8 protein-coding genes are annotated in these 14,420 nt (G+C 66.2%); 3 read left to right on the plus strand and 5 right to left on the minus strand.

Going from position 1 to position 14,420, the window contains the following annotated elements:
• The first annotated feature begins 18 nt into the window (after positions 1-18).
• A complete protein-coding gene (locus WS78_RS22760; protein ID WP_038752859.1) occupies positions 19-471 on the plus strand; it encodes a response regulator in 453 nt (150 codons plus the stop codon).
• Positions 468-1,946 (plus strand): hybrid sensor histidine kinase/response regulator, encoded by a 1,479-nt coding sequence (locus WS78_RS22765; protein ID WP_059579724.1) that lies wholly within the window; start codon positions 468-470, stop codon positions 1,944-1,946. The genes WS78_RS22760 and WS78_RS22765 overlap by 4 nt, the downstream gene beginning before the upstream one ends.
• A 375-nt stretch (positions 1,947-2,321) precedes the next feature.
• On the opposite strand, the gene WS78_RS22770 is transcribed toward WS78_RS22765, so the two are convergent.
• The 5 genes from WS78_RS22770 to betI all read right to left on the minus strand — a co-directional run bounded on the left by WS78_RS22770 (position 2,322) and on the right by betI (position 12,393).
• Positions 2,322-3,758, minus strand: coding sequence for an MFS transporter (locus tag WS78_RS22770; RefSeq protein WP_059579728.1), 1,437 nt, complete (start codon positions 3,756-3,758; stop codon positions 2,322-2,324).
• Positions 3,759-3,969: 211 nt separating this feature from the next.
• Positions 3,970-7,347 carry a 3-keto-5-aminohexanoate cleavage protein gene (locus WS78_RS22780; protein WP_059579733.1) on the minus strand — a complete coding sequence of 1,126 codons (3,378 nt, stop codon included), beginning with the start codon at positions 7,345-7,347 and terminating at the stop codon, positions 3,970-3,972.
• A 1,231-nt stretch (positions 7,348-8,578) separates the two neighbouring features.
• A complete protein-coding gene (betA, locus tag WS78_RS22785; RefSeq protein WP_059579736.1) occupies positions 8,579-10,276 on the minus strand; it encodes a choline dehydrogenase in 1,698 nt (565 codons plus the stop codon).
• 20 nt (positions 10,277-10,296) lie between these two features.
• The gene (betB, locus tag WS78_RS22790; protein ID WP_038752850.1) at positions 10,297-11,766 is read right to left on the minus strand and encodes a betaine-aldehyde dehydrogenase; all 1,470 of its coding nucleotides are present in this window, start codon (positions 11,764-11,766) and stop codon (positions 10,297-10,299) included.
• A 36-nt stretch (positions 11,767-11,802) separates the two neighbouring features.
• A complete protein-coding gene (betI, locus tag WS78_RS22795; protein ID WP_038752849.1) occupies positions 11,803-12,393 on the minus strand; it encodes a transcriptional regulator BetI in 591 nt (196 codons plus the stop codon).
• 982 nt (positions 12,394-13,375) lie between these two features.
• Between betI and WS78_RS22800 the strand changes: the two genes are divergently transcribed.
• The gene (locus tag WS78_RS22800) at positions 13,376-14,275 is read left to right on the plus strand and encodes an alpha/beta fold hydrolase (protein WP_038744245.1); all 900 of its coding nucleotides are present in this window, start codon (positions 13,376-13,378) and stop codon (positions 14,273-14,275) included.
• Positions 14,276-14,420: the final 145 nt, after the last annotated feature.

The following is a 14,420-nucleotide window of genomic DNA, read 5'->3' on the forward strand; positions in this document are numbered from 1 at the left end:
ATCCGAAGGAGGTGAGCGATGATGGCCGATGACGGAGGAAATCTCGTCGAGATCCTGCTGGTCGAGGACTCTCCGACCGACGTGATGATGACGAAGGAGGCGCTCGACTACTACAAGGTGCTCAATCCGCTGCAGGTCGTCGAGGACGGCGTCGAGGCGATGGCGTACCTGAGGCGCGAGGGGCGCTACGCGTCGGCGCGACGGCCGGGCCTCATCATTCTCGATCTCAATTTGCCGAAAATGAGCGGCCGCGAGGTTCTTCAGGAACTGAAGCGCGATCCGCGGCTCAGCACGATTCCGGTCGTGATCCTGACGACGTCGAAATCGGAAGAGGACATCGCGAGATCGTACGGACTGCATGCGAACTGCTACATCAGCAAGCCCGTCGATTTCGGCAAATTCACGGACGTCGTGCACAGCATCAACGAGTTCTGGCTCGGCGTGGTCACACTGCCGCCCGCGAAGCCATGAACGCATCGTCCAGAAACGTCGACATCCTGCTGGTGGAGGACAGCGAGACCGATGCGCTGCTGATCGGCGAAGCGCTGACCGACGTGACCGATTTCGAGCCGCGCGTGTCGAGCGCCGAGCTGCTGTCGACGGCGCTCGCGTCCGCGAAGCGCATGCATTACGACGTCGTCCTGCTCGATCTCGGCTTGCCCGACGCGCATGGGCTCGACACGTTCCGCCAATTTCACCGGCAGGTGCCCGACGTTCCCGTGCTCGTGCTGACGGGCCTCGACGATCTGTCGGTCGGGCTGCAGGCCATACAGGAGGGCGCGCAGGACTATCTGCTCAAGAAGCGGGTCGAGACGTCGCTGCTGAGCCGGGCGATACGCTATGCGATGGAGCGGCACCGTGTCGCCGCGGCGCTGTCGGCGAGCGAGGAGCGGTTTCAGCTCGCGGTCAGCGGCGCCAGCGCCGGGCTGTGGGACTGGAATCCGCAGACGGGCGCGATGTACGTGTCGCCGCACTTCAAGAAGATCATGGGCTACGACGACCACGAACTGCCCGACGAGATTACGGGGCACCGCGACGCGATTCACGCCGCCGACCTGAAGCGCGTGACCGACGCGCTGAAGGCGCACCTCGAGCATCGCGACACGTACGACGTCGAATACCGGGTGCGCACGCGCTGCGGCGATTTCCGATGGATTCAGTCGCGCGGGCAGGCGTTGTGGAACGGCGCGGGCGAGCCGTATCGGATGGTCGGCTGGATCATGGACGTCACCGACCGCAAGCGCGACGAAGACGCGCTGCGTGTGTCGCGCGAGGAGCTGCAACGCCTGTCGGCGCATATCCAGGGCATTCGCGAGGAAGAGAAAACGCGCATTGCGCGGGAATTGCACGACGATCTCGGGCAGCAGCTGACGGCGCTGAAGATGGCGGTCACTCAGGTCGAGGGCGAGCTGAAGGACGCGGGCTGGTCGTCGCGCGCGAGCCGCTTGCCGAACGTGTATGCGTTGATCAGCCAACTGCTGGATTCGGTGCGGCGGATCGCGGCGGACCTGCGCCCCGTGATGCTGGACGATCTCGGGCTGACTCCGGCGATCGAATGGCTGACGCACGAGTTCGGCGTGCGGTATCGCATCCGGGTGGTGAGCCGCATCGAGGCCGACGACATCGCGTTCAGTCGCGACGGCGCGACCGAGGTGTTCCGCATCGTTCAGGAGGCGCTCACCAACGTCGCGCGACATTCGGAAGCGACCGAAGTCGAGCTCGACATCGTGCGCGACGAGCCGCACTGCATCGTGCGGATCGCCGACAACGGCCACGGCACGGCTCGCGAAACGCGTCCCAATCGTCATTCCCTCGGTCTGCTCGGCATGCGCGAGCGCGCCGCGCGGCTCGGCGGCGAAATCCGGATCGATACAGCGCCCGGCCGCGGATTCGCGTTGACGGCCACGCTGCCGCTGGCGGTGATCGAGGCGGCCGATCCGGGCTGAGCGGCGGCGTTTCTCGCGTTCATCAAGCGCATCGCGTGGTGCAGTGCGTCGCGCTGCGGACATGGAGCGCGTCGACGCGCGGTTTCCCGTCGACGATGACGCCGCTTTTTTTGCGTTGCCGGACGACGCGGCCTGCAGGCTGGCGCATGATGCCCGCGTAGCAGCCCTGAACGAAGTGTCTTTGGCTTGCCGCGCGCGCGGCGCATCCGCGCAAGGGCGGCCGTGTGACGGCTTCGCATCCGGCGTCGCCGTCGATCGCTGCTGCGCGGGCCGAAGGCTGCGCATGTGCGTTCCCGCCGGAAAACGAAGCGCGCCGTCTCGCAACGGCCGGCGGCGACGCGCGTGCCGGCGTCGTCGCGCGAACGGGGCGGCCCATCAGTTCGCTGCCGCGCCGGCCGCGTCGCGCGCGGCGGCGCGCGCGTCGTCCGTCGACGCGAGCGCCTCGAGCGCCAAGCCTTTCGTCTCGATCCCCAGCGCGCCGACCGCCAGCGCGGCGACGACGAACGACAGCGCGCCGAGCGTGAACACGCCGCCTTGGCCGAAGAGCGGCAGCACGATGCCGACCACATACGGCCCGATCAGCGAGCCGACCCGGCCGATCGCCGACGCGAAGCCCGAACCCGTCGCGCGCGCGCCCGTGCCGTACAGCTCCGGCGTGTACGTGTAGAGCACCGCCCACATGCCGAACAGGAAGAACTGCATTGCGAGCCCGGTGCCGACGAGCAGCGTCACGCTGCTGCCGAACAGTGCGCTCTGTCCGTACACGTAAGCCATCGCGGCGCCGCCGACGAGCGACGCGATGCAGGTCGGCTTGCGTCCCCAGCGCTCGACGAGCCACGCCGCGCACAGGAAGCCGGGAATGCCGCCGAGCGAGATCAGCACCGTATAGAACACCGATTGCGTGACGGGGAAGCCCGCCTGCTGCAGCAGCGCGCCGAGCCACGAGGTGAGGCCGTAGAAGCCGAGCAGCGCGAAGAACCACAGCAGCCAGACCATCGTCGTGCGACGGCGGTAGGCAGCGCTCCAGATCTCTCGCAACGCGCCGCGGCCACGCGCGGCGGCGGGCTCCGCGAGCCGCGACGGCGCAGGCAGGCTCGACACGCGCGCGGACTTCATCACCTTCGCCTCGACGTGCGCGAGCACGCGCTCGGCCTCGGCGAGCCGGCCGTGGTGCTCGAGCCAACGCGGCGATTCCGGCACGAGCCGGCGCACGACGAGCACGAACACGGCGGGCAGCGCGAGCAGCGCGAACACGGTGCGCCAGCCGAACAGCGGGAGCACGAAGTACGACACGATGCCGGCGGTGATGAAGCCGAGCGGCCAGAAGCCGTCCATCAGCGCGATCAGCCGGCCGCGCTTCGCGGCGGGAACGAATTCGGACAAGAGCGTTTGCGCGACCGGAAACTCCATGCCCATGCCGATTCCGAGCAGCACGCGATAGACGATCAGCGCGTCGACGTTCTGCGCGGTCGAGCAGAGGTACGACGCCGCGCCCCACAGCACCATGCTCCACTGGAACACGGGGCGCCGGCCGAAGCGGTCGGCGAGCAGGCCCGCGATTGCCGCACCGAGCACCATCCCGAAGAAGCTCGCGCTCGCGACGAGGCCGGCCGTCGCCGTCGATAGGCCGAACTCCTTCTTGATCGAGCCGAGCACGAAGGTCATCGTGCCGAGATCCACCGAGTCGAAGAAAAACGCGATCGCGATGATCACGAAGATGAGCTTGTGATAGCCGGAAAACGGCAATCGTTCGAGGCGGGCGGCGGCGCTGGCGCGCGTGGCGCTCGAAGGGGCGGCGAGGGCGGCTGGCATGGCGGTCTCTGGTGGTAACGCGGCCCCGGCGCGGGATGCGCGGGGCGCGCGGTTCGTTCAGTAGACTTGGCCATTATTCGCCGCCATAGAAGGAAAGCGGCATGCGGGTGGAACGGGCGCGCCATCGGCGGGGCGGCGCCGCGTTCGCGGCGACGCCGTCCGCCGAAGGCGGGCGCGCCGGCGCGTGACGCCGCCGGCGCGCCGCGCGGGCTTACGCGAGCGCTCGCCGCATCATGTGGTTCGCGCTCGACCGGTAGTCGGTCATCGACGACTGCAACTCGCGCAGGATCGCGTGCGCGCCGGCGTCGGCGGGCGCGTCGTGAAAGCGCGCGATCCACTGGCGAAGCCACAGCGGGCTCGCGGCCAGGTAGCGGCGAATCGAGTGGCCGTCGTCGAGCCGCGCATGGTCGTCGAGCAGGAACACGCCCGTCAGCCGCGCGACGATCTTGCCGTGCCGGCCTTCTTGCCAGACCGGCGTCGCGTGATCGTAGCGATAGTCGGCGGGCTGCGTGTGGACGAGACAATGCTGCAGCACGTCCGCATGCTCGCCCGGCTCGATCACGTAATGACGGCTCGTCGTGCCGGCGAGGCTGCGCACGTCGTTGAACGCGGTCACGTCGACGACCGACGTGCCGAGCCAGTCGAGGTGGATATCCGCGGCGGAGCCGAACGACACGAGCAGCGCGCGATCGAAGAACGCACGGAGCTCGTCGCCCGTGAGGCCGAGGCGCTCGCCGTCGTGGCACGCCTGCACGTCGAGCTGCTGCGCGGTCGCGATCCCCGAGCTGTGCGCGAAGCACTTGAGGAACGGCAACTGCTCGATCTGCTCCGCCTTGACGCGTCGCGCGCGCGAGCCGTCCTGATACAGCGGGAATCCCGCCGCGTCGCGGCGTACGAGCTGCTGTTCGGTGTACGCGAGCTTGGCAGGCTTGTCGACGAGGCGCGGCAAAATCAGGCGCTCGTAGATCAGTTGCGATTCCTGACTGAAGTAGATGCCCGCCGGGTCCGCGTTCAGCGCGAAGCGGTTGTGCAGCATGCTGGCTTCGATCACCGTTTCGCCGTCGTCGCGACGTCCCGAATGCGTGATCGCGAGCAGGCGCAGCGGCGTGTCGCGGCGCGCATGCTGCGAAGCATGCAATGTCGGATCGGCGGCGATCTGCGCGACGAAGCCATGGAACAGCTGAGCCATTCCGTTCGATAGCTTGAGGCCGAGCGGATAGTTGGTGGTCGGCGTGCTCGGCAACACGATCCAGTCGACGCTGTCGATCGCGGCCGGCAACTCGCCCGGCGCGATGTCGCGGCGCACGGGCGGCTCGCCCGCCGCGGCCGACGTTTCGAGCACGGTCCAGACCGGTCCGCACGCCTTGTGCGACGCGTTCGAGCGATCGCGCAACTCGAGCGTGAGCTCGCGCAACGCGTGGTAGAGCAGCGCCATCGTCGCGCTGTAGCGCGGGCTCTGGCGCAAGCCGAGATTCACGACGTTGCTGTAGTCGCTGTTGTATCGGCAAGGAATCCCGACCAGATATTCGAGGCAGCGCAGCGGCAGCGGCTTGAACTGGTCGACTCGCACGCTGTAACTCGCATCGTCGCGCGTCACGGTCTTGCCTGGGCGGGCGTAATCTTCGAGCGCGCGGTCGTACGCGTCGATCGAATAGCCGCGCGGCACGAGCAGCTCGCGCGCGAAATTCAGCGCTTGCGGGATCTGGATGTAGCGGGCGAGCAGATACTCGTGGTCCTCGTAGCGATCGAGCTCCTCGACGAACGAGCGAATCGTGACGCCGAAGCTGCGCGCGGCCGTCAGCACGTGTTCGGCGAGCGCGGCGGGATCGGTCGGCAGGGCTTGCGCGCTCGCAAGGTGCGACGCGAGCCGGTCTTCGATCTTGCGATACGTGTCGACGATCGGCCGCAGCGCATCGAGAATCGTATCGGCCGATACGAGACGCTCGTCCGCCGGATAGTGCGCGAGCGAGGCCTCCGCCTGGCGGAACAGCCCGACGTCGGGGCGCGACATGCCGAGCTCGTCGCGCAGCGTTTCGGCGTCGACGATGCCGATGCCGCGGCGCTCGAGCTCGAGCCGCAGCCAGCGGACCTGATCGCCCGTCCCGCATGCCTTGCGCACGCCGCCCGGCACGCGCGCGTCGAAGACGTTCAGCGCATCCTCGAGGCCGACGCGGATGCCGTCGAGATCGAGTGCGATCGCCACGTCGACGAGCAACGCCTGGAACGGGCCAGGCAGCAGCAGCGAGATCTTGCACGACGGAAAGTTGTCGCGAAGCTTGTCGACGCTCGGGCGCAGTTGCGTGGCGGCGAGCTCGACGGCCTTCTCGTGCGCATCGTCGGTGCCCGCTTGCAGCAGCTTCGCGATCGCCTTGCGCGTGGGCACGTCGATCAGCGAATCGTCGCTCGTGTCGCCGCTGACGGGGTCGCGATGGTATTGGTCCACGGCGGCGACGAGCATGAACAGCACCGGAACGCCGGCCTTGACGAGCGGCGACTGATAGAGCGTGATCGAATTCTCGACGATCGTGTGGTTGAACACTTCGATCTCGGGCCGCACGCCGACGTCCGCGAAGTGGGCGAGCTGATCCGCGAGGAACGCGTTCGGATTGTCATAGCCGCCACCTGCCTGGAACACGACAGGCCCGGGGCTGAACGACGCGACGTCGGGCGCGAGCTGCGCGTGGCCGTAGCGCTTCAGGTGCGCGCGCCGCAGCGGGCTTTGCGACGCGCGGCGGTCGCCGCGCGCGCTCGTCGACAGATTCAGGATCGCGGACGGCTCCAGGTCGAGCAGCGAGGGCACGATGCGATCGTAGTCCTCGAGCACGATGTGATTGCGCTGAGAGCCGACGCCGATCGGCGCGTTCAGCCCGGGAATCGCGAGCGTCGCCTGGTCGTCGGTCGCGCGCGTGTGCAGATGGACCACCGCCGCGCCTTCGCGGAGGGCCTCGCGCGATGCGTCGACGATGCCTTCCGCCGTGATCGGCAGAAAGGGCGAGCGCGCCTTGCCCGGCTGCCAGTAGCCGGCGTCGCATGTGCGCCAGCCGTGTTCGAACAGCGATTCGAGCACGGCCGCATTGTCGGCGCGAATCCGCTCGACGAAGTCCGGCGACAGATACGTGTGGATTCGATCGTGTGTCCAGGTCAGGCTGCCGTCTTCGGTGGCGGTCCAGCCGAACGTCGTGAGCTGCAGGACGATCTGCCGGGCCAGTTCGATCGACGACAGGCGCTCGAGCGTCGTGCGCGTGATCAACGGCGGCTGGGCGAGCGACGGCGAAGTCAGCGTGCGATGCCATACGTTGCCGTCCGGTGTCCAGCCGTTCCGGCGCAGCGCGTCCGGCGCGGTGGCCGATTCTTGCGCGCCTTCGTATTCGGTCAGATCGATCGGCGCATCGAAGCCGAATTCGCGCACGATGCCGCCCGCGGGCACGGCCTCCCATCCGTTGGCCTCGAGAGCCTTGGTCGTGGCCTCGCGCGTATCGGCGGGCAGCAGCTCGAGCAACGCATGCGGGATGAACTTCGGCTCCAGCGGATCGAGGAACTTCGGGACAGCGCCGACAGGGGCTGCAGTGATGTAGAAGGTCTTGACCATGATCGTCCTGAAATACGTTAGAAAGTGATCCTAAATAATTGAGATCGGATGCGACATTTCATGGTGCCGCTGAATCGCCGGGCCGGGTTGTGCCGCGTTTCGCCTCGGTCCGGGTCGTGAACGGCTCGTCCGCCTAAATGCGGAAGGCACCTCGCCGGTATGGCTGTAAGGTGCCTTGCAGACATCTTACAATAAAATTACGCTGATTTATAAAAATAATTATGAGTTGAATTTTTTGAAATTGAAATGCGCGTAATTTCGGTGGTGTTAATTTATTCGATTCGTTTGTTTCGATTGGGGAGAATCGTGCGGCGCGCTTGATGTCATGGCTTGATGGGCGGGCGCTGGGGCTCCGTGGGCATTGGGCGCGGATTGCGCCGTTTCCTGATTCCGATATGGCGATAAAGCGGGGTTCGATATTTTCGTGAGCAATGTGAATCGATGGATGACTGAATTTGAATATTCAATGGATTCGATATCGATCGGCAAACCATTTAGGCGGATGGGTTCGGGGAATTTCTGTTTTTGTGAAATCGATATTTCAGTAAATTGCGTGCCGATTGCTTAATCGTTGCATCGAACGAACTGCAGTGCGGTGCAGTGCAGTGCTGCGCTTGATCGTCGAGATGAGCCGGCAATCGATCGGCGCGGGCACAACGCTTGGACGGGCGCCCCGGCGGTCGCGGATTGCGTTTCGGGCAGGGGGCTTGATCGGCGCATTGCGCGGCAAGCGGTAATCGATCCGCGCCGCGCTGCTTTGTCGACCTAGCCGCCGGTGCGTGCGCTCAGCCCGCACTGATTGCGATCGCGCAGGGATGGATTCGAACGTGCGCGGCATGCGGGGCGGCCGGCGCGTCATCGATGCGCTCCTTGCCGATTCGAGGCGAGCGGCATGCGTCGCTCAGGCTATCGTGGGATTGGCGTCGGGAGGTCGCCCGTATCGACCGAAATCATGCGACATCGCGCGGGTGATCCTCGAGAAGCGCCGGTTCCTCATTGTCGGCGCAGTATCGTTGTGGCCGGTGCGCGCATGGCACCGAACATGCGCGACGCAGGGCGGGGCGCAGGATTTGCCTGTCGGGTGCGCGTGCGTCGATCGAGCGAGCGGACAGTCGGTCGACCGGTCGTTTATTCGAGGCACGTGCGACATGCGGCACCGGTGGCCGCATCGAACGCGCTCGAAGCGTTCTCGCGCGTCGATGGCCATCGGTGCGGCATCCGCCGAACGAGCCTACGCGGTGGCGGGCGCTCGGGCAGGCTTGCCGCCGCGTGCAGGCGCGCCGTTCGCGACGTAGTACCGCACGTTCGCGCGTTCGAGCGGCTCGCGCTTGCGGATCTTGTCGGCGATCTTCTCGGCGATCATGATCGTCGGCGCGTTCAGATTGCCGGTCGTGATGATCGGCATGATCGACGCATCGACGACGCGCAGCCCCTCGAGCCCATGCACGCGGCCTTCGTCGTCGACGACGGCCGTGTCGTCGAAGCCCATCTTGCACGAGCAGGACGGATGGAACGCCGTTTCCGCGCGGGCGCGCACGAATGCATCGAGGTCGTTGTCGCTTTTCAGATCGATGCCCGGATTCAGCTCGCGGCCGCGGAAGCGGTCGAGTGCCGGCTGGCGCATGATCTCGCGCGTCGCGCGGATCGCATCGCGGAATTCGCGCCAGTCGAGCGCTTCCGACATGTAGTTGAACAGAATGCTCGGATGCGCGTTCGGATCGCGCGAGCGCAGCTTCACGCGGCCGCGGCTCGGCGAACGCATCGAGCCGACGTGCGCCTGGAAGCCGTGCATCTCGATCGCGTTCGAGCCGTTGTAATTGATCGCGACGGGTAGGAAGTGATACTGGATGTTCGGCCACCGGTCGTCGTCGCGCGTGCGGATGAAGCCGCCCGCTTCGAAGTGGTTGCTCGCGCCGAGGCCCGTGCCGTTGATCATCCATTCGAGGCCGATCTTCGGCTGGTTCCACCACTTGAGCGCCGGATATAGCGACACCGGCTCCTTGCATTCGTACTGGATGTACATCTCCAGGTGATCCTGCAGATTGCGGCCGACGCCGGGCAGATCGAGCACGATGGGAATGTCGAGCTCACGCAGCCATTCGCCGGGGCCGACGCCCGAGCGCTGCAGCAGTTGCGGCGACGCGATCGCGCCGCTGCACACGAGCACTTCGCGGCGCGCATGCGCGGTGACGCGCTCGTTGCCGTGCAGGAACGCGACGCCCGTCGCGCGCTTGCCGGAGAACAGAATGCGATCGGCAAGCGCATGCGTGACGATCTCGAGATTCGGGCGTGGGCGCGCCTGGTCGAGATAGCCGCGCGCGGTCGATGCGCGGCGGCCTCGCGGCGTGACCGTGCGGTCCATCGGGCCGAAGCCTTCCTGCTGATAGCCGTTGAGGTCGTCGGTGCGCGGATAGCCGGCCTGCACGCCGGCCTCGACCATCGCCTCGAAAAGCGGATTCACGCCGGGCTTGCTCGTCGTCACGGACACCGGGCCGTCGCCGCCGTGATAGTCGTTCGGGCCGACGTCGCGCGTCTCGGCCTTCATGAAGTACGGCAGGCAGTCGAGGTACGACCAGTCTTCGAGGCCCTTGTGGGTCGACCAGTTGTCGTAGTCGAGCGCGTTGCCGCGGATGTAGCACATTCCGTTGATCAGCGACGAGCCGCCGAGGCCCTTGCCGCGGCCGCACTCCATCCGCCGATGATTCATGTGCGGCTCGGGATCGGTTTCGTATGCCCAGTTGTAGCGGCGGCCCTGCAGCGGGTAGGCGAGCGCCGCCGGCATCTGCGTGCGGAAGTCGAGCCGGTAGTCGGGGCCGCCCGCCTCGAGGAGCAGCACGGTGACGTCCGGGTCCTCGGTGAGGCGCGTCGCGAGCACGTTGCCCGCTGAGCCCGCGCCGCAGATGATGTAATCGAATTCGCGCGTCGTCATCGTTGCGTTCTCCTCAATGCTTAGAACACCGGTTGATAGCGGCCGAGCTCGACCTGCACCGATTTGATTCGAGTGTAGTGCTCGAGCGTCGTGATGCCGTTCTCGCGTCCGACACCGGATTGCTTGTAGCCGCCAACGGGCATCTCGGCGGGCGATTCGCCCCACGTGTTGATCCAGCAGATGCCGGCTTCGAGGCGATGGATCGCGCGGTGCGCGCGAGACAGGTTCTCGGTGACGACGCCCGCCGCGAGGCCGTATTCGGTCGCGTTCGCGCGCGCGATCGCCTCGTCTTCCGTCTCGAACGACAGAATGCTCATCACCGGGCCGAAGATTTCTTCGCGAACGATCTTCATGTCGTCGCGGCAATCGCCGAACACGGTCGGCGCGACGTACTGGCCGCTCGCGAAGTGGTCGTGCGCGAGGCGCGCGCCACCCGCGAGCAGCTTCGCGCCTTCGGTTTTGCCGCTCTCGATGTAGCCGAGCACCTTGTCGAGTTGCGCGGCGCTCGCGAGCGGGCCGAAATTCGTGTCGGGGTCCGAAGGTTTGCCGACGCGGATTCGCGCGACGCGTTCGAGCACGCGCTGCACGAACGCCTCTTTCACCGCTTGCTGCACGAACACGCGCGTGCCGTTCGTGCACACCTGCCCCGCACTGAAGAAGTTCGCGGTGACGGCGATGTCGGCCGCGCGGTCGAGCTCGGCGTCGTCGAACACGATGAGCGGCGACTTGCCGCCCAGCTCCATCGTCACCTCCTTCAGCGACGAAGCGCCTGCGAGCGACATCACTTTCTTGCCGGTCTCGACGCCGCCCGTGAACGACACCTTCGCGATCCCCGGATGCGCGGTAAGCAGCGCGCCGACCGAGCCGTCGCCCTGCACGACGTTGAACACGCCGGCGGGCACGCCCGCTTCGGTATAGATCTCGGCGAGCTTGAGCGCGGACAGCGGCGTGACTTCGCTCGGCTTGAAGATCATCGCGTTGCCGGCGGCGAGCGCGGGCGCGCTCTTCCAGCACGCGATCTGGATCGGATAGTTCCACGCGCCGATGCCCGCGCATACGCCGAGCGGCTCGCGCCGCGTGTAGACGAACGATTCCGGACGCAGCGGCACTTGCAGGCCTTCGATCGCGGTCGCGAGGCCCGCGTAGTACTCGATCACGTCGGCGCCCGTGACGATGTCGACGGCGCGCGTTTCGGCGATCGGCTTGCCGGTGTCGCGCATTTCGAGCTCGGCGAGTTCGTCGTTGTGCTCGCGCAGCAGTTCGACCGCGCGGCGCAGGATGCGCGAGCGCTGCATCGCGGTCATCGCCGCCCATTCGCGCTGGCCTTCGCGCGCGGACGCGACCGCGCGCTCGACGTCGTCGGCGCTCGCTTGCTGAACGCTTGCTAGCAGTTCGCCCGTCGCCGGATCGAACGTGTCGAACGTCTTGCCGCTCGTGGCGTCGGCGTAGGCGCCGGCGATGTAAAGGCGTTGCAGGCCGTATACGGACATAAGGATCTCCTTGAGTGGGCGAGGGTGCGTGGCGCGTCAGGCGCGCGGCGCGAGCAACAGGTCGATGTAATCGTTGGCGAGCTTCAGGGCTGCCTCGGTGTCGAACGGTTCGCCCGCGAGCGCGCCGCGCAGCCACAGGCCGTCGATCAGCGCGGCGAGGCCGCTTGCGGCCTCGCGGGCTCGCGCGCGGGGCCGCGTCTTTGCGAACTCCGCGCACAGATTCGAATAGAGCCGCCGCGTGTTGACGCGCTGCAGGCGTTTCAACGTCGGCTCGTGCATGCTCTGCGACCAGAACGCGAGCCAGGTCTTCATCACGGGCGCGCTGATTTGCGTGCCGTCGAAGTTGGCCGCGACGACGGCACGCAGCCGCGCGCGCGGCTCACCACCGGAGGCCGCGGCGCGATGGCGCGCGGTCGCGGCCCACAGGTCGCGCAGCACATGGCGCATCGTTGCTTCGAGCAGGCCGTCCTTGTCGCCGAAGTAATGGCTGACGATGCCCGTCGAGATGTTCGCGCGCTGAGCGACGGATGCGAGCGTCGTGCCGGGCAGGCCGGCCTCGTCGATGGAGCGGAGCGTCGCGTCGATCAATTGGGCGCGACGGATCTCGCGCATTCCGAGTTTGGGCATCGCGGGGCCTTTGTGCGCGAGGCGGGTGAGCGAAGCCGAAAGGATAGCGGTTTTTTATTGAACGTTCAATCAATAAAAAATATGTGGGGATCGATCGATGTGACGGGGTGCTCGAGGTGGGTGGGGGCTTTTTGCTCGCGTCGGCCGCCGGCGTGCGCGTGCCGCATCGGTGCGCAGTTAATCCGCGCATTGGTGAAAGTGAATTGGAAGATTGATGAGAATGTTTAAAACGTTTCAATCGGCAATTCGTGTATTACGGGTTCGTGTTATAGGCGGGGCGTTAATGCCAATAAGTATGAAGTTAAATATCCGTTTTGGTGCGCGACTGTCATCGGATGGGTATTGCGAAAGCGGAAGGGTGATGCGATCGCGATGTCGGAATTGGAGATTTCGCGCTTCGGCGGGTATTGATTCGGATGGGTGGGGTATCCGGGGCGGGCGCGCGAGGATCGGTTCTGGAGGGTTGTGTGACGGGCGTCTCGGTCGATGCCGTCGTGATGCGTTCTATATCACAGAAAATATTTCGGGGCGATGAAGGGGTTAATCGGATCAGGGATTTTAGAATGATTTGTTAAATGTACGGAAGGATACATTGATGAGTTTTTTGAGGCAAAACATTAAAAGTAGTTGAGGAGGTTGTATTCAGCGTATTAGTATTAACACCGCAAAAGCGCAAGCCGCCGCGCGACGGTTGAGAAAGCGGAATGGCGATGGGAAGCGGTAATCCTCAAGAGGCGTCATGCGAGATAGAGGCGCTGGAGACCACGGGCTAAAGGGAGCGGGGGAACCGCGACAGGCCCGGGGAGGCGTATTGCCTGTTGCGAATGCGGCATGGCGATGCGCGGCTCCGGCGAGTGGGTAGTCGTCACGGCGCGCGCGAGGCAGGGCGGGCAGATCGCGCGGGAGGGCGGGCGGCTACGTGGAGGCGTCCGAGAAGGGCGCGGGATCAGCTCATTTGCCGAGCAGATGCGGGAGAAACGCCATGCCTATCGAGAAACAGGTCGTTGCGCTGCCGAGCGGACTGAAGGTCCACGTCGAGCGCCACGTGTTCGATCCGGCCTTCGAGACGGCCATCCTCGTGAACGGCGCGCTGGCGACGACGGCGTCGTTCGGCCAGACGATTCGCTACCTGGGCGAGCGCCTGAACGCGGTGTGCTTCGACTTGCCGTACGCGGGTCAGTCGCGCCAGCACAATCCGGGCGAGTACATTCTGACGAAGGACGACGAGGTCGAGATTCTGCTGCACCTGGCCGAGCGGTTCGAGCCGAGCTACCTGCTGTCGGTGTCGTGGGGCGGGGTGGCGTCGCTGTTCGCGCTGTCGCGGGGCTGCGCGAGCGTGCGGCGTGCGGTGGTCGCGTCGTTCTCGCCGTTCCTGAACGACGCGATGACGGACTACGTGACGCGCGCGCGCGATCACATCGCGGCGGGCGAGAACCTGAAGGCGGCGCAGTTGCTGAACGACACGGTGGGCCGCTACCTGCCGCGGATCATGAAGCTGTACAACTACCGCTACCTGACGAAGCTGCCGCGCAAGGAGCAGGACCAGGTGGCGTTCCACGTCGACCAGATTCTGTCGATGCAGCCGGAGCAGTACCTGCCGGAATTCCGCAACATCGGCTGCGACGTGAAGTTCATCAACGGGGAGCTGGACGAGTACACGACGTCGTCGGACGTGCGTCGGCTGGCGGCGTACGTGCGCCGGGCGGAGTTCGCGACGATCCGGCAGGCGGGGCACTTCCTGGACCTCGAGGGGCGTCAGCAGCAGGAGCAGGTTCGCACGGCGATCCTGGGGTTCTTCGGCGAGGAGCGGGCGAGCGCGGCGCGGGACGAGGCGCAGGGCGAGGCGCTCGCGCCGCTGGGGCAGATGCCGGCGCTGTCGTAACGGCGTGCGTGGGCCGAGGCAGGCGGGCGTTCGCGCGCGGCCGGTGTCGCGGCTCGTTCAAATCAGGCAGGCAGGCGTGGCGCGCGCCGCGTGACGCGGCGACGGCAAGGCGCGTTCGTGTCACGGAACGGTTCGTTCAACGGAA

This window comes from Burkholderia savannae (genome assembly GCF_001524445.2).
GTDB lineage: Bacteria > Pseudomonadota > Gammaproteobacteria > Burkholderiales > Burkholderiaceae > Burkholderia > Burkholderia savannae.